General features: G+C 53.7%; 13 protein-coding genes. 6 read left to right on the top strand and 7 right to left on the bottom strand.

The genetic code is table 11. The features are described from left to right. Positions 1-3 precede the first annotated feature (3 nt). The 3 genes from rapZ to yjgA are packed head-to-tail and all read left to right on the top strand — an operon-like array spanning position 4 to position 1670. Positions 4-861: an RNase adapter RapZ gene (rapZ, locus tag ADINL_RS06840; protein WP_036545178.1), complete on the top strand. Its 858-nt coding sequence runs from the start codon at positions 4-6 to the stop codon at positions 859-861. A gap of 10 nt (positions 862-871) precedes the next feature. Further along, positions 872-1141, top strand: a complete 270-nt coding sequence (locus tag ADINL_RS06835) for an HPr family phosphocarrier protein (RefSeq protein WP_036545175.1) — start codon at positions 872-874, stop codon at positions 1139-1141. A gap of 7 nt (positions 1142-1148) precedes the next feature. Beyond that, positions 1149-1670 carry a ribosome biogenesis factor YjgA gene (gene yjgA / locus ADINL_RS06830; protein WP_036545171.1) on the top strand — a complete coding sequence of 174 codons (522 nt, stop codon included), beginning with the start codon at positions 1149-1151 and terminating at the stop codon, positions 1668-1670. Position 1671: 1 nt separating this feature from the next. Here yjgA and ADINL_RS06825 read toward each other — a convergent pair whose 3' ends face one another. The 6 genes from ADINL_RS06825 to ADINL_RS06800 all read right to left on the bottom strand — a co-directional run bounded on the left by ADINL_RS06825 (position 1672) and on the right by ADINL_RS06800 (position 9825). Beyond that, entirely contained in the window at positions 1672-5250 is a 3579-nt protein-coding gene (locus tag ADINL_RS06825) for a YhdP family phospholipid transporter (protein WP_036545168.1), read from the bottom strand. Positions 5251-5260: 10 nt separating this feature from the next. Further along, on the bottom strand, positions 5261-6739 hold the full coding sequence (gene rng, locus ADINL_RS06820) for a ribonuclease G (protein ID WP_036545165.1): 1479 nt from the start codon (positions 6737-6739) through the stop codon (positions 5261-5263). Continuing rightward, a complete protein-coding gene (locus ADINL_RS06815) occupies positions 6732-7340 on the bottom strand; it encodes a Maf family protein (RefSeq protein WP_036545163.1) in 609 nt (202 codons plus the stop codon). The genes rng and ADINL_RS06815 overlap by 8 nt, the downstream gene beginning before the upstream one ends. A gap of 7 nt (positions 7341-7347) precedes the next feature. Further along, positions 7348-7839 (bottom strand): rod shape-determining protein MreD, encoded by a 492-nt coding sequence (mreD, locus tag ADINL_RS06810; RefSeq protein ID WP_036545160.1) that lies wholly within the window; start codon positions 7837-7839, stop codon positions 7348-7350. 5 nt (positions 7840-7844) lie between these two features. Next, complete coding sequence (gene mreC, locus ADINL_RS06805; protein WP_275574402.1) at positions 7845-8666, bottom strand: rod shape-determining protein MreC; 822 nt, start codon at positions 8664-8666, stop codon at positions 7845-7847. Positions 8667-8787: 121 nt separating this feature from the next. Next, complete coding sequence (locus ADINL_RS06800) at positions 8788-9825, bottom strand: rod shape-determining protein (RefSeq protein ID WP_036545157.1); 1038 nt, start codon at positions 9823-9825, stop codon at positions 8788-8790. A 147-nt stretch (positions 9826-9972) separates the two neighbouring features. Between ADINL_RS06800 and gatC the strand changes: the two genes are divergently transcribed. The 3 genes from gatC to gatB are packed head-to-tail and all read left to right on the top strand — an operon-like array spanning position 9973 to position 13209. Further along, positions 9973-10260: an Asp-tRNA(Asn)/Glu-tRNA(Gln) amidotransferase subunit GatC gene (gene gatC / locus ADINL_RS06795; protein ID WP_036545155.1), complete on the top strand. Its 288-nt coding sequence runs from the start codon at positions 9973-9975 to the stop codon at positions 10258-10260. 31 nt (positions 10261-10291) lie between these two features. Continuing rightward, the gene (gene gatA / locus ADINL_RS06790) at positions 10292-11752 is read left to right on the top strand and encodes an Asp-tRNA(Asn)/Glu-tRNA(Gln) amidotransferase subunit GatA (protein ID WP_036545152.1); all 1461 of its coding nucleotides are present in this window, start codon (positions 10292-10294) and stop codon (positions 11750-11752) included. Between the two features lie 5 nt (positions 11753-11757). After that, entirely contained in the window at positions 11758-13209 is a 1452-nt protein-coding gene (gene gatB, locus ADINL_RS06785) for an Asp-tRNA(Asn)/Glu-tRNA(Gln) amidotransferase subunit GatB (protein WP_036545149.1), read from the top strand. Positions 13210-13287: 78 nt separating this feature from the next. Here gatB and ADINL_RS06780 read toward each other — a convergent pair whose 3' ends face one another. After that, on the bottom strand, positions 13288-16650 hold the full coding sequence (locus ADINL_RS06780; protein ID WP_036545147.1) for a FecR domain-containing protein: 3363 nt from the start codon (positions 16648-16650) through the stop codon (positions 13288-13290). Between the last annotated feature and the right edge of the window lie 23 nt (positions 16651-16673).

Genomic DNA, 16673 nt, shown 5'->3' with positions numbered 1-16673 from the left:
CCCATGAAACTGGTCGTGTTGAGCGGTCGCTCAGGTTCAGGCAAAACCACGGCCCTGCAAGCACTGGAGGATGCCGGCTTTTATTGCATCGACAACCTGCCGGCCATGCTGCTGCCGGAACTGATCCGGCAAATGACCGATACCCAGGGGGGCCCCTCTCGAATTGCGGTCAGTATCGATGCACGCAACCTGACCAGTAATCTGGAGCGCTTTCCAACATTACTGGAGCAACTGAAGCAATACACAGACCTGGTCTGTGAAGTCATCTATCTGGATGCCTCAGAAGCCACACTGCTTAAACGTTTCAGTGCCACGCGTCGCAAGCACCCGTTAACTGATCTGTACTCCGGTCTCAGGGACGCCATTGATCAGGAGCGTGTCTTGCTGGAGCCTATTGCCTCGCTGGCGGACATGCGTATCGATACCACACGCATGACACTTTACGAACTGCGTGACCGGGTAAAACTGCGTATTACCCAAAGCCGCGAACAATCCCTGTCGCTGCTGTTTGAGTCATTTGGTTTCAAGCACGGCACACCACTGGATACAGATTTTACATTTGATGTTCGCAGTCTGCCGAATCCACACTGGATTCCTGAGTTACGCCCATTAACAGGCCTGGATCAACCAGTACAGGCCTTTCTGCAACAGTCTCCTGATGTAGCAGAAATGCAGCAGGATATCACCCGGTTCCTGGAACGCTGGTTACCCCGTATTCGTCAGGATAACCGTAGTTATCTGACAGTAGCCATTGGCTGCACGGGTGGACAGCATCGCTCTGTTTACCTGGCTGAAAACCTGGCTGGTCATTTCCGCCAGTCTATGGATAATGTGCACGTCCGTCACCGTGAACTGAACTGATAGAGTCCGCATGATTAAAGCTCCTATTACCATCATCAACAAACTCGGACTGCATGCCAGAGCAGCGGCCAAACTCAGCACCCTGGCCGGAAACTACGCCAGTCAGATTCAGGTTGAGAAAAATGGCCGTTGTGTGGACTGCAAAAGTATTATGGCCGTCATGATGCTCGCTGCCAGCAAGGGCACAGAACTGATACTGCACATAGAAGGTGATGATGAAACTGAAGCGCACAGCGCTCTCACCACACTGATCAACAACCGTTTCGACGAACCGGAATAACAGCGATATGAATTCAGATAAACAGGTGTTTGAGGATGATGAAATCATCAGCCGCTCAGAAATCAAACGGCAGATGGAAGCCCTCAAACAACTGGGCAAACGCATTACAGAGCTGCGAGCCGATCAGCAGGAAAAGGTCCCTATGGATGCGACACTGCGCGCAGCTATCGCGGAAACACGCCGTATCACCTCTAATGGCGCATTGAAGCGGCACATGCAGTATATCGGCAAATTGATGCGCCATGCAGACATCGAAGCCATTCGAGCGGCACTGGACACCTTTGATACCGCCAGCCAGGCACACAACCAGAAGTTTCACGCACTGGAACAGTGGCGCGAGCGTCTGCTGCAGCCGGGCGAGGCGGGTACAACTGCACTGGAAGCCTTTATTCAGGAATATCCCCAAACCGACATCCAGCAGCTGCGTCAATTGATCCGCAACACACGTCGCGAGCAAGAGAAACAACAACCACCCACACAGTTCCGCAAGCTTTTCCGCTTCCTGCGCGAAACCGCTGAGCTGGACTGATTTAACGCCCCCCGGCAGGATTCAGCAGGTTAAGCTGCGGGTCGTCCCAGTCCCCTTTCAGGGTGTAGGCGATACGGGTCATTTTTTCGATCCGGTCGCCCATAATCCGATCAAAAATAAACAAGGCACCCGCCACTTGAGGTGCGCCCAACAACACAGCCCCTAACGTCAGGTTACTGCCCAAAGGCACACTGACCTGAATGGTTTTGTCCAGCTGTTGTGTATTCAGATCCACCTGCCCGGTAATCTCCATATTGGCAGAAGGCCCGGTCATGATCAGTGCATCACGTGTGGTGGCAACTCCTTTATTCAATTCATAATCAGCTTTCAGCTGATCAAAAACCAGCCCTCGTTTCAGCAAATCACTGAAATCCAGACGCAAGCGGCGTGACAGTGTGTTCAGATTAAGCAAACCAAACACACGTAACAGATTGGCACCACTGCCTGACTCAATAATTCGCCCCTGATCCGCCTGAAAACTGAATACACCGTCCAGTGACGACACACCAAACTGCCAGGGTGCTCCCCGCCAGGTCAACTGTGCTGTTGCACTCAGTGCCTGGGTTTCTATCGGACGTCCCTGCCCCCAGTGCTCCAGCACTTCAGCCAAGTCAGCGCCATTCAGGTTTAACGTCAAGTCGGTGCTAGGGTGCTGTCCTGCCTGCCAATGTGCATGCCCTGTCACCGTGAAGCCCTGCAACTGCCCACTGATGGACTCATAGCTGACATGCTGGCGTTGAGGCTTCATATCCAGCGACCACTGACCCAGCGCCCGCTCTCCTACTCTTAAATCATCTATTTTCAGGCTGAGCTGTGGATAACCACTGACATCGACAGGAGACTCTGTGACCGGCGGTGTCGGCACAGTGGATGCCTCAGCCTCACTGGAACGCCAATGCAGGTGATCCAGATGCGCCTGCCAGCTGTCATCTGCAAAACGCAGCACCCTGCCCTGTACACTGAATTGCGGCACACTGCCTCGCAACTCCAAATGTGAGGACTGCGGCAGAACTGCAACCCCTGAACCAAACAGCAGCTGCCCGCGCAGAGGCTGTGACAGATCCATCACCCCCTGGAGTAAGGTGTCATAACTGAAATGCAGACGCTGCTGCTCCGGATACAGGTCTACATTGAGCAAGCGCTGCTGATCCGCCGATTTGCCCAATCCGGCAGGTAAATCGATGGCAGTTCCCAGCAGATTGGAGCTCAGCTCCAGACGCGGACAGCTGCCTTGCTCGGCGCAGAGCGTCAATGCCAGATCCACCTGACTTTTGCCATCAAAGCGATCACCCAGCGACAACCCGGTCAAATGATCCAGATGCTCTGTTGCAATCATCCCCTGAAGAGCCACACGGGTGCGCTCACCCTGTGTCGATATGTCAGCCTCTATTGCTTCACCATACAGGCGTCCACGCAATCCGGTGGATCGCAACCCGGCCTGAGTGGTGTACACCACCTGCCCACTGATATCATTAAAACGCAGATCTCGATCCTGCAAATGCAACTGACTGCCTTGCAAACGACTGGATACCTGTACATCGATGGCATCCGGATTATCCACCGGCACCCTCAGCCCCAGGCGGGTCTGCGTATCACCCCGTAACTGCCAGTCATCAAAACCGCTGCCAAGATAACCGCCTAATGCCGATTCCTGCAGCAACAGGCTGAAGTCCGACGCATCTCCCTGTAACACAGCCGCTACATGTAACTGCTGGCTATCTCTCGGCAGATATACCCAACCACTATTGATGTCAGAATTCAGAATACTGCCTGAAGCAATATCGATGCGCAGCTCGGTATCTCTCAAGTGCAGGAAAATCTGACCATCCTGAACCACTGGCCAGTCAGGATGGAACGCAAACTCAGCCTGTTCAGCATCCAGAAACAGTTGCACACTCACAGGTAAATGGTGTGCTTGAGGGCGCAGACCAGCATGAATCATCAATCCAGCCTGATTGACCTGCCCGGCACGGATGGCGGACTTCAGCCAATCATAAAGCGTTTCACCCAGCTCACGCGGCGGCGTGTAAAACTCGGTTTGCAACGCATCAGTGTCGGTAATCCCGATTAACAGACTGAATTCAATCTGCTCTTCCGGATCGAAAGGACGGTAAAGGCCAAAACGGCCTTTGGCATGAATCGCTTCATTGCTCAGACTCAGCAAACCACTGTTCAGTCGTAAAGCCTCCCCGGTCACCTGCCAACTGACCTGACCACTGGCCTCTGAATACTGCCAGCCACTGCCAAACAACTCAGGGAAATTCAGGGTAAAGGCTGCGCTTTCCAGCAGGATGGTCCCCTCGGTCAGGGTCGCTTGCAGCTGTCCACTGATACCGGATGCTTCAGGTGCATCCTCCCAGGCAGATACAGCCACCTCATCCAGTCGTGCCTCAAGTATGAAGCTTAACCAGTCTTCCGGCTGCTGCCAGGCGATCAACAGATCACTGACCTGCCCGGCAGGAGCCAAACGGGCCAACACAGATTCAGCCGCTTCAGGCAGAATATCCAGCTGATCAACCCAGTGGTGTACACCCGCCAGATCCAGTTCAGACAAACGCACAAACTCAGGCATCACCCACTGCTGCCCGGTAGCCAGATGAAACTCGGTGATTAATTCCGGCAAGCTCAGCAGCACACCTTGAGTCGCAGCCTGAATTCCCCGCAACTGCAACTGATACTGACCATCGGTCACAGGTAACAGCACAAAACGACTGCGCAGATGATCAATCTCAGGCCAGCGATCGCCGGATAATGCCAGAGGCGTTATCGAAAAATCCCCCTGCAGCTCGGTCAATCGGGAGGCCTGCCACTCTCCCCAGACATGGGCAGACAGGTTCAGAGCATCCATTTCCAGCGGCAACACCCCCAGATTCAAGACCTCGGGACCCAGCGCATCACTCTGCAAGAAGAAACGATAATGACCAGCCAACAGGTCATCAAAATCCAGACTCAAAGCATGCAACGCGAAAACAGCATAGGCATCCTCACCTATTCTGGGCATACGCGCAGAACCACTGATCTGATACTCTCCTGCTGCCGCCTCAAACATGGCGTTGATCGGTGAAATCAACTGCAGCTCACCGCCTTCGGGCTGTAGCCCCAAGTGAACGTTACGCAACACCAGAGATGGCTGGTAGGACAGCAGCGCCAGCAGAGACGGTGCACCCTCTCCCGACGACGCCCCCATATCGGGCAACCAGCGCCCCTGCTGCTGTTGCCACAACACATCCGCCTGCTGTAATTCCGCCATACGAAACACGGGAACCCGATATTGCAGACTGCGCAGCAGATCCAGGGTCAGATCCAGACGTTCTGCCTTTACCGAAACCATCGGTGCAGATGCATCCTGACTTAACAGGGTCAGATCCTCCAGGTGCAGGCGTATCTGTAATTGCTCCAGAGACGCATGCAAGGCCCCTATACGCAGCTGAACACCCAGCGTAGAACTGAGATAGGCCGATATTTCATCCGAAAAACGGGATAGCTGGGGCAACCCCAGACGTAATGACAGGATCAGCAGTGCCGGAATCAGTGCCAGCACCAACAACACCCGATACAGCTTGGCAAGCTTGCGTTTCATCGGTGGCTACTCAGCGCAACACAACGTCAAACTGTTCCGGGGAATACAGCGTCTCGGCCTGGAAACGAATGGTTTTGCCGATAAAGGCTTCCAGCTCTGCCACATGGTCAGATGCTTCGTCGAGCAGGTAATTCACCACACTCACGGCTGCCAGAACCAGATAGCTCTCGGTATCATAAGCCCGATGCTGACGCAGTATCTCCCTGAAAATTTCATAGGAAACCGTTTCCGGGGTTTTAACACTGCCACGACCCTGACAGACAGGACAGGGCTCGCACAAAACATGCTCCAGGCTCTCGCGTGTGCGTTTTCGGGTCATCTCGATCAGACCCAGCTCGGACACGCCGGTGACCTTGCATTTGGCATGATCTTTTTCCAGCACCCGGTCCAGAGTACGCTGTACCTGACGCTGATGATCAGGATCGGTCATATCAATAAAATCGATAATGATAATGCCGCCCAGGTTACGCAGACGCAATTGACGACCTATGGCAGTCGCTGCTTCCAGATTGGTCTTGAAAATGGTTTCTTCCAGATTACGGTGCCCAACAAAGCCACCGGTATTGATATCCACCGTGGTCATGGCTTCGGTCTGATCAAAAATCAGATAGCCACCGGATTTGAGTTCCACCTTGCGCCCTAAAGCCTTCTGCATCTCTTCTTCGACATTAAACATGTCAAACAAGGGACGTTCACCGGGATAATATTCGATTTTCTCAATGATCTCAGGGACCAGTATCTGAGCAAACTCAACCGCACTCTGATAGGTTTCACGCGAATCAATACGAATACGCTCCACATCCGCATGCGCCATATCGCGCAACGCACGCATATGTAACGGCAAATCTTCATAGACAATGGAGGGCACACTGGCGGTCGTGATTTTCTGCTGCAGGTTTTTCCACAAGCGCCGCAAGAAATCGATATCGGTGCGCAACTCCAGCTCACTGGCGCCCTCAGCCACTGTACGCAGAATAAAACCACCACTGCCCTCGGCCAATGCAGACTCAGACATCAGCTGTTCCATTAAGGTTTTCAGCCGTTCGCGCTCATCCGCATCATCAATTCGCTGAGACACGCCGATATGATCATTGTGTGGCATCAGTACCAGGTAACGTGAAGGGATCGACAGATGCGTGGTTAAACGCGCACCCTTACTGCCAATCGGGTCCTTGGTAACCTGCACCAGCAGGGTTTCACCTTCCCGAATCACCTGGGCAATCGGCACACTGGTTCGGTTTCCCTGAGCAGTCTGGGCTTCAGCGCCGACCAGCTCATCAACGGGGATAAACGCTGCACGCTCCAGGCCAATATCCACAAAAGCAGCCTGCATACCGGGCAATACCCGCACCACCTTGCCTTTGTAAATATTACCGACAATACCACGCCGACTGGCACGCTCGACGTAGATTTCCTGAGGCATGCCGTTCTCGACCACCGCCACACGGGTTTCCATCGGGGTAAAGTTAATCAGAATTTCTTCAGCCACAGGAATGCTCCTTTTCTGTCTCATCCAGTTGCCACACCCGCACACCATGGCGTTGCAGCAGGGCCGCCGTCTCATGCAACGGCAAGCCGACGACATTGGAATAGCTACCATTCAGGCGCGTTACAAACACCGAACCCAACCCCTGAATGGCATAGGCGCCAGCTTTATCCCGGGGCTCGCCTGTCTGCCAGTAGGTATGGCACTGAGCAACATCCAATGGCGCAAAACTGACATCGCTGGCAACACAGATCACATCTTCTCCCTGAGAAGAGATGACTGCAACACCAGTCATCACCTGATGGGTACGTCCAGAGAGTGCCATCAGCATAGCCACTGCCTCGGCTTCATTGTCAGGCTTGCCCAACAGCAGGCCATCCAAGGTCACTGTGGTATCTGCAGCCAGAATAACAGAATCAGCCGCCAGACCAGCCGCCGCCTGCCTGGCCTTCTCCAGCGCCAGACGCTGTGTATAGGCTTCGGGAGACTCCCCGGGAATAACTGCCTCGCATATATCGGCAGGCACGACACGGTGCGGCACACCGATCTGCTCCAGCAACGCACGTCGCCGCGGGGAGGCTGAAGCCAGAATCAGTTCGCTCATAGTTGGTTCACTCTATTCGGAAGGTTCTGCGTACACCATGCAAGACAACATAGACCCAGGGCCAGAGTAACGCACTGATCAATGAAGGCAACATAAATTGCAACCCACCTGCCGTTGTACCGGTAATGCCCTGCATCCAGAAGAACAGCAGCTGATTCACGCCCACCAGTACCATCACCATCATCGACTGTTGCCATAGAGGGAACATGCGCAGGCGCTTGTACAGCAACAACACCAGATAAGCGATTAGCGTCAGTGAAAGCGCATTCAATCCCAGCACACTGCCACGGATAATATCCAGCAGGATGCCAATCGAGAAAGCGCTCACCAGGCCCACACGATGCGGCAACATCAATACCCAGTAGATTAACACCAGCGCCACCCACTCGGGACGATACCAAAGCAAAAAATCAGGCAGTGGTATCTGGCTAAGTACCAGTCCCAGCAAAAAGGTCGCAAAGATGATCAGGGAGCCACCCTGAGTTGCATCATGCCGCATGCTGCTTAAGGCTCCTCAACTACAGCATCTGTTTCAGATGCCATGGACTGAGTCGTATGAGCCTCCGAGTAGTCAATCAGCAACAGTTGTCGACTGCGATCCAGTCGTGCCGAGGGACGTGCTTTTACCAACAGGAAAGGACGGCCCGGATCACGAATAATCTCTTCAACCACTGCCACTGGATAGCCTCGTGGGAAGCGGCCACCCAATCCGGACGTCACCAGCAGGTCACCTTCTTCAATATCGGCGGTACTGGGCACATGACTGAGTTCCAGCTCATTCAACACCCCCTTACCCAGCGCAATACTACGAAAACCGCTGCGATTGACCTCAACCGGAATAGCGGTACGGGCGTCCGTAATCAGCATCACACGACTGGTATAATGGGCCAGTGAAAGCACTTGCCCCATAATACCGCCGGCATCAATGACAGGCTGGCCTATTTTCAAGCCATCCTCTGAACCCCGATTCAGAATCACTTCATGTAAAAACGGATCCGGGTTGATACCAATCAACTCGACCGCTCTGACCTCAGGTTCCAGACGCTGCTGGGCATTCAACAGCTCGCGCAGCTGTCGGTTTTCCTCTGCCAGCGACTCCATACGCAAAGACTTGCGGTGCAGCTCCAGCGCCTCTGCGCGCAGCTGTTCATTATCACGAATCAAGGCAGCACGATCGACAAACAGATCAGACAGGCTATCAGCGGCACGCGAGGGAATATCCACCAGCCATTGCAACGGTGTTACCAGCAACGACAGATACATCCGCCCTTCTTTCATCTTCGGCCAATTCAAATCAGCCGTGATCAGCCCCAGGGTCAGCACCAACAGGAAAACAAACAGAAACCGGGGATTACGCCCCTTAAAAATAGGATTAATCGGACACCTCCCGCTGCTGCAATAGCAGAGACATCCGATTCAATAACAGCAAGGGCCAGCTGGGCATGAATTACTCGTTTGTCAGAATCTCGAAGGAATGCTTGTCCAGCATTTCCAGTGCCCGACCACCGCCACGCGCCACACAGGTCAACGGATCTTCTGCCATAATCACTGGCAGGCCAGTCTCTTCACTGATCAGGCGATCAATATTACGCAGCAATGCACCACCACCGGTCAGTACGATGCCATGCTCGGCAATATCAGATGCCAACTCCGGCGGACAGCCTTCCAGAGCACTTTTGACTGCCTGAATAATCGCAGACAAAGGTTCTTGCAGGGCTTCCAGAATTTCATTCGAGTTGAGGGTAAAGCTACGTGGAATCCCCTCAGCCAGGTTACGACCACGCACATCGATTTCCAGCACTTCATTACTGGGATAGGCTGTTCCGACTTCCTGCTTGATACGTTCAGCCGTAGCATCACCAATCAAGCTACCGTAGTTACGGCGTACATAGGTCACGATGGATTCATCAAAGCGATCGCCACCAACCCGAACAGATTCTGCGTAGACAATACCGTTCAGCGAGATAACCGCAATTTCAGTTGTACCACCACCAATATCCACCACCATGGAGCCTGTCGCTTCATCCACAGGCAGTCCGGCACCAATCGCCGCGGCCATCGGCTCTTCGATCAGATACACCTCACGCGCACCGGCACCGATAGCCGACTCACGAATCGCACGCCGCTCAACCTGGGTGGATTTACAGGGTACGCAGACCAGCACACGGGGACTGGGCGTCATAAAGCTGTTGTCGTGTACCTTGCTGATAAAATACTGCAACATTTTTTCAGTAACGTGAAAATCTGCGATCACACCGTCCTTCATCGGACGGATCGCAGTAATATTACCTGGTGTACGTCCCAGCATACGCTTGGCTTCGGTACCAACAGCCGCCACTGTTTTCTGGTTCCCTACCGTTCGGATGGCTACGACCGATGGTTCATTAAGAACAATATCGCGATCCCGGACGTAAATCAGTGTATTCGCCGTACCGAGGTCGATGGAAAGGTCGCTTGAAAAAAGCCCTCTGAATTTCTTAAACATGTGAATGAGTACCTGAGATTTGCCCGTTTGGCCGATAATCCTGAAAGGCTGTAACTCTAACAATGGCAGGGATTTTGAGCAAGGAACAAATGTGTTAACTTATGCAGGATAGACTATTTTTTCAAGCCGAATGTGAGAAATTGCTTTATGTCTCTGGACCGATCTGATGTGGAACGCATCGCACATCTGGCCCGCCTGGCCATTCATGAACCGGAAATTCCGGAGTATACCGAGAGTCTGAACAGCATTCTCAGTCTGATTGACCAGATGCAGGCCACCCCAACGGACGGAATCGAACCGCTGGCCCATCCGCTGGATGCGGTACAACGCCTGCGCAGCGATGTCGTGACCGAAGCCAATCAGCGTGACAGCTTGCAGGCCTGTGCGCCCGCTGTCGAAGATGGACTGTTTCTGGTCCCCAAAGTCATTGAATGATTGATGCCCCTCTACCCCAAGGAAACCACTGATGTTTAACCTGACTCTCAGCGAGCTATCACAGGCTCTGAGCCAAGGCCAATTCAGCAGCCTGGAGCTGACACAAGCGCTCCTTGAGCGCATCAAGCGCCTGGATAGCCAGTACAACAGTTTTATTACCCTGTCAGAGGAGCAGGCCCTGCTGCAGGCAAAAGCCGCAGATGCCAGCCGTGCCGCGGGACATGCAACGCCCTTAACCGGTCTGCCTGTTGCACATAAAGATCTGTTTTGTACCCAAGGCATTCGTACCAGCTGTGGTTCCCGCATGCTGGACAACTTTGTATCACCCTACAACGCCACTCTGGTTGAACGTCTGAATCAGGCAGGCATGGTAACGCTGGGCAAGACCAATATGGACGAGTTCGCCATGGGCTCATCCAATGAATCCAGTTACTATGGCCCGGCGCGCAATCCCTGGGATTCACAGCGTGTGCCCGGCGGCTCATCCGGTGGCTCTGCCGCTGCTGTTGCCGCACGACTGGTACCTGCAGCCACAGGCTCAGATACCGGTGGCTCAATCCGCCAGCCTGCCGCACTGTGTGGCATTACCGGGCTCAAACCCACCTATGGCCGCATTTCACGCTATGGCATGATCGCCTACGCCTCTTCCTTCGATCAGGCAGGTCCCATGACACGCAGCGCTGAGGATGCAGCACTGCTGCTGCAAGCCATGGCGGGCGAAGACCCGCTGGATTCAACCTGCGCAGTGCACCCAGTACCTGACTACCGTGCCAGCCTGAACAACAGCCTTTCGGGCTTGCGTATCGGCTTGCCAAAAGAGTACTTCGCTGAAGGCACCGACCCGGAAATTCTGCAACGCGTACGTGAAGCTGTTGCCGAATTTGAAAAAATGGGTGCCCAGGTCAAAGAAGTCAGCCTACCCAATACCCAGCTAAGCATCCCGGCCTACTACATTCTGGCACCGGCTGAGGCCTCATCCAACCTGTCACGCTTTGATGGTGTGCGCTACGGCCATCGCTGCGCTGCACCGAAGGACCTTGAAGACCTCTACAAGCGCACCCGCGAAGAAGGCTTTGGTACTGAAGTCAAACGCCGCATCATGGTCGGTACCTATGCCCTGTCTGAAGGCTTTTACGATGCCTACTATCGCAAAGCACAGCAGATCCGTCGCCTGATTCAGCAGGACTTTGTACGAGTATTGCAGGATGTCGATGTCATTATGGCACCCGTCACTCCTTGCGCAGCCTTCCCCCTGGGCGAGAAAAACAGCGACCCGGTGTCCATGTACATGGAAGACGTCTTTACCCTGTCACTCAACCTGGCAGGACTGCCTGGCATGTCGATCCCCTGCGGCTTCTCGGGCCACTTGCCCGTTGGCCTGCAGTTGATCGGCAACTACTTTGATGAAGCCCGGTTACTGAACATTGCACACCAATACCAGCAGGTCACGGACTGGCATCAACACACCCCAGCCAACCTGAGCGAGGACTAATCAAGATGGAATGGGAAGTTGTTATCGGGCTGGAAATCCATGTCCAGCTCGCCACCCAGACAAAAATTTTCTCTGGTGCCAGCACCGCCTTTGGCGCTGAACCCAACACCCAGGCCTGCGCTGTCGATCTGGCACTGCCGGGCACGCTGCCGGTTTTCAATGAGAACGCCCTGCGCATGGCCATCATGTTTGGCCTGGCGATTGATGCAGAGATAGGTAAACGCTCTGTTTTTGAACGCAAAAACTATTTTTACCCCGACCTGCCCAAAGGCTATCAAACCACACAGCTGGCTGAACCCATAGTTGGAACGGGCCATGTGGATATCCAACTGGAAGATGGCAGCAGCCGACGGGTACGCATCCATCATGCCCACCTGGAAGAAGATGCAGGCAAGTCCCTGCATGAAGACTTTCATGGCATGAGCGGTATCGACCTGAACCGCGCTGGCACACCACTGGTCGAAATCGTGTCTGAACCGGATATGCGCAGCGCCAAGGAAGCCGCGGCCTATGCCCGGAAAATTCACGCCATAGTCACCACGCTGGGCATTTGTGATGGCAATATGGCCGAAGGCTCCATGCGCTGCGACTGTAACGTCTCGATTCGCCCCAAAGGCCAGGAGGCACTGGGCACCCGTACTGAACTGAAAAACATCAACTCTTTCCGCTTTATCGAACGGGCGATTGAGACTGAAGTAGCCCGCCAGATCGACTTGATCGAAGACGGTGGCAGAGTGGTACAGGAAACCCGCCTCTATGATCCGGACCGTAATGAAACCCGCAGCATGCGGTCCAAGGAAGAAGCCAATGACTACCGCTACTTCCCTTGCCCGGACCTTCTGCCGGTAATCATTGATGATGCCTATATTGAAACGATCCGTGAACAGCTGCCCGAGCTGCCAGATGCACGCCGCCAGCGCTTTATCGACCAATACAGCCTGTCTGACTACGATGCAGGCGTACTGGCATCCGAGCGCGCTCAGGCGGATTACTTTGAAGAGGTTGTCACCCTGACAGGAGATGCCAAACTGTCGGCCAACTGGATTACCGGCGAACTGGCACGCTTCCTCAATCAGGCAGACCTCAGTATCAGTGCATCACCCGTCAGTGCTCAACAGCTTGCAGGGCTGATTCAACGAATCCAGGATGACACCATTACCGGCAAAATCGGTAAAAATGTCTTTGAACTGCTCTGGAACGAAGGCGGCACAGCCGACAGCATCATAGAAGCCAAAGGCCTCAAACAGGTCAATGACTCAGGCGCCATCGAAGCGGCAATTGATCAAGTGATTGCCCAATGCACGCCTCAGGTTGACCAGTATATCGCGGCAGAGCCTGATAAACGTGGCAAAATGCTGGGCTTCTTTATGGGCCAGGTGATGAAACTGACACAGGGCAAAGCCAACCCAGGCCAGGTCCAGGGTCTCTTGAAGCAGAAGCTGGACCAGCTCTGCTGAGCCATTCCTGCCCAAGCAGTCTGAGTCATGTCAAACGCATGATTCAGACTGCTGGATACCACGACAAGTTATACCGCGTTACCAGCGTTTAAAGAGTTTGACAAAATACTCAGGGTCCTGATCACGCTGAGCCAGACCCACAGCACCAATATCAAAACGCCAGTCTCTGTGAAAGTTTTCACGACTGTGTCCAATGGAGAAAGAGCCACTCCCCTTTCGCCAGGACTGATTGGCTTCATCCAGAAAATGCCCACCCAGATAGCGCGCGCCCACGATCGTGTAGTTACGCTCACCATGATGATACGTCGCCAGCGTCGCCACATCATGCCGGGCAAAACCGGGCAGGCGATTACCGTAAAAAGCAGCCTCCTCATTTTTACTTTCGGTATGCGCATAGTGGGTCATTAATGCCAGGTTATCGGTCAGAATAGTATCTAACCCCATACTGATGCGCTGTATCTCTCCTCTTCCGAAAAGTGGACGGGTATCGTAACTGAGTATGCGTGCACCACCCACAAACTCTCTGGGCCCGATACGGGTGATCGTATCCGGGATCGGATTCAGGCGCTGCGCAAACAGTCGACCTGTAGCATCCCTTGGATTGGAAATTTTCTGTTGCTGTGCTTCCAGTGACAGAAACATACGGGGATTCAACTCCATATTCAGCCGAACCGCCGTTTTACGTGCATGACTACCCGGTAACAAAAACTGATGATCTATGGGTATTCCACCCATCATGACCGGTGATAACGTATGGTTTCCGGGAGCCTGTAGCGTTTCCAGGTAACCGAGATGCAATGCATTCCCTGCACCAAAGCGCCGGGTCACTCCCACGCGTGGCAGAAAGTCCGGCGATGAGCGGTCATCAAACTCGATAGCTGGCGCAAACTGATTACCCGTGGTGGGATCAACGGCACGATCGGAAAACTCAAATTTAAACCGGGGCCAGTAACCTTCGGTATACACACTCCAGTCATCATAACGCCACTCACCCGCCAGCCACGCCATACGATACTCTTGTCGTGCCAGCTGATCATTGCGGAACAGGCTGTCACCCAGTGAGGCATCTCCTTTCGCGGTGATACTTTCGATACCCAGATTTAAACGATGCTCATTGATTAAATGGGTATGTTGCACATGCGCACCTGTTTCAGTCGCCTGGTAGCGCCGATCCTGCGGACCATATAGAAAATCAAACAACTCTGTATCCACATCAAAGTCAGCATGGCTGATTTTCAGCGATGTCTGAGAATCGGGGCTCCAACGGTAACTAGCGCCCGCATCAGTTCTGCGCAAATGGTAATATTCCGGCTTATAAAAGAACGAAAAACCACCCAGATAAACCGGTTCAGGAAAGCGCAGGCGCGATTTACTTTCATTGTGCAACAAGAACACGCCCAGCTCTTCCGTCGGCTTCAACCCGAGCGCTGCGACCAGTCCACCTTCACGTAACTCATACCCGTCAAGGGTATCGCTTTCCCTGGGGTCCATATACAGCCCTTGGGCCTGAAGCAACCAGGCCGACCTGAAAGGTTCTGCGTTTAAACCGCGAACAGTTCCGCTAACACTCACATCATCACGTGCCTCCGAGCGCCAGAACAACGATTCAAGCTCAACATGACGCCCGGGGCGAGCAAAGAGCGTAGGCGTTGCTGAGCCTGCACCAAACACCATAGGATCTGCCAGATAACCCTTAAAAAGCTCTGAACGCCGGCCAAAGTCACTGTCGAGACGGTTTGCCATAAAAAAATGACTGCCCGCCCACAAGGGATGACTCGACGCCTCTGCATAGGCTCTTGCCCAATGTTCCAGACCAAAATCACCAAATGCCTTTCCCAGGTTGGCAGAGCCCTGACTATCGTTGGCCAGTTGATTGAGTGATTTAAGGTAAGGCAAGCGGATCAGGGACTCTCTGGCAGAGTTGATGGCATCCACCGGTCTTCCCATATCATTCTCTATTACTGAACGGATTTGCCAGGGAAGCGGGTCATTGGGGTCCGCCTGAATCGCCCGGTTCAGAGAATCCAGTGCAGCCGCCCGATTACCTAACTGAAACTCGGCTACGGCGAGCCAGACTTGCCCGCGTGCAAAACGTGGCTCAATAGTGACCGCTTTTAATAATTGCGCCTGAGCAACGCCTGTATCGCCACGCTGCAATGCCAGCAAACCACTACCCGCAAGGCTGACATAATCATCCTCCGCCAGTGTCAAAGCAGATGCATAGTGACGGTCTGCTTCCGACAGCCGGTAAGACAAGGTGGACTCTAATGCCAACTCCCCGATATATTCCGCATTTTCCGGAGCAAGCTCAACTGAGGTAGCCAGCGCTTCACGCGCCTGTCTCAAATCGCCTCGCTCCATCTCAGCGCGCCCCAGACCATGATATGCAGCCGCTTGTGTAGAGGGCGAGACGGCCAACTCAATGGCCGATCGATAACCGGCCAGTGCCTGAGCTACATCTCCCTGCAACCGCCACCAGTTGGCACTGGCCAAGCGTAACTCGGCTGAGTCAGGCATCACGGATAAAGCCTGATCCAGAAAGTCACGTGCCACAACCATACGATCCTGAGCGATCAAGACATCAGCCCGTCGAGCTGCCACGCGGGGGTCCTGATAGGTATTCCACAGGTGATACAGACGATTCTGGGCCTGTTCGAACTCACCTGAATAGAGCTCAAAATCAGCCAGCATCAACCCAACAGGCACACTATACATCTCCTGCTCGGCCAAGCCCTCCAGGAGCACATGAGCCTGCTCAAGCGCATGATCACCAATCAGCTCACGTATCTGCAGCAAAGGCTGATCACTGGATGATACCGAAAACTCCCGGTATCTCTCGGGATCAATGGGATTAGCCATCACCCACTGCACACGTTCCTGGGGATTGATAAGCAAACGTTTTACCGGGGCCTGGCCCGGCTCCACATAGGCTTCTTCAGAGGGTCCTACCTCAACACGACCATAATCATTAGACACCTCTATCAGGCCTGTGAGTACCGAGAGGGTCGTGCGCCCTTCAGCATCCACCTGAACATCCCAATCCGTACCACGCACCACAGCCAAAGCTGCAGGTGTTTCCAGCTCCAGAGCTCCAGAAGCCCTTTTGGTTCGTGACCATAATCGACCAACAACCAGTTGTAGCCGGGTTTTTTCCGTGCCTGTTTCCTGCAGTCGGATCTGAGCATTAGCATTCATACGTAGCTGTGTCTGATCTGCCAGAAGTAGTGCCGCAGACGAATAACTGAGTGTACGCACATCAGCACCTGCATTTAGCTGCTGTGAAATAACGGCAGCAGACCAAGCGAGTGACTCTGATGAGCGTGTTTCGCCCTGACCAGACAGGCTGATAATTTCAGCAGCAGGGTCAGCACTCAGAGATGGGCTAAACAACAGCAGTAAACTATAGAAGGACAGTGCTGAAGCCACTGGTTTAAACTGCATAGAACACCTCCGAAGGACTTATC

This window comes from Nitrincola lacisaponensis, from assembly GCF_000691225.1.
Taxonomy (GTDB): domain Bacteria; phylum Pseudomonadota; class Gammaproteobacteria; order Pseudomonadales; family Balneatricaceae; genus Nitrincola; species Nitrincola lacisaponensis.
The sequence above is the reverse complement of the archived record's forward strand: the minus strand, read 5'-3'. Positions and strand labels throughout refer to the sequence as shown.

What these genes read in the sequence shown, in the direction of transcription:
- rapZ (WP_036545178.1), top strand. Translation starts at nt 4, where the DNA reads ATGAAACTGGTCGTGTTGAGCGGTCGCTCAGGTTCAGGCAAAACCACG.
- ADINL_RS06835 (WP_036545175.1), top strand. Translation starts at nt 872, where the DNA reads ATGATTAAAGCTCCTATTACCATCATCAACAAACTCGGACTGCATGCC.
- yjgA (WP_036545171.1), top strand. Translation starts at nt 1,149, where the DNA reads ATGAATTCAGATAAACAGGTGTTTGAGGATGATGAAATCATCAGCCGC.
- ADINL_RS06825 (WP_036545168.1), bottom strand. Translation starts at nt 5,250, where the DNA reads ATGAAACGCAAGCTTGCCAAGCTGTATCGGGTGTTGTTGGTGCTGGCA.
- ADINL_RS06815 (WP_036545163.1), bottom strand. Translation starts at nt 7,340, where the DNA reads ATGAGCGAACTGATTCTGGCTTCAGCCTCCCCGCGGCGACGTGCGTTG.
- mreD (WP_036545160.1), bottom strand. Translation starts at nt 7,839, where the DNA reads ATGCGGCATGATGCAACTCAGGGTGGCTCCCTGATCATCTTTGCGACC.
- ADINL_RS06800 (WP_036545157.1), bottom strand. Translation starts at nt 9,825, where the DNA reads ATGTTTAAGAAATTCAGAGGGCTTTTTTCAAGCGACCTTTCCATCGAC.
- gatC (WP_036545155.1), top strand. Translation starts at nt 9,973, where the DNA reads ATGTCTCTGGACCGATCTGATGTGGAACGCATCGCACATCTGGCCCGC.
- gatA (WP_036545152.1), top strand. Translation starts at nt 10,292, where the DNA reads ATGTTTAACCTGACTCTCAGCGAGCTATCACAGGCTCTGAGCCAAGGC.
- gatB (WP_036545149.1), top strand. Translation starts at nt 11,758, where the DNA reads ATGGAATGGGAAGTTGTTATCGGGCTGGAAATCCATGTCCAGCTCGCC.
- ADINL_RS06780 (WP_036545147.1), bottom strand. Translation starts at nt 16,650, where the DNA reads ATGCAGTTTAAACCAGTGGCTTCAGCACTGTCCTTCTATAGTTTACTG.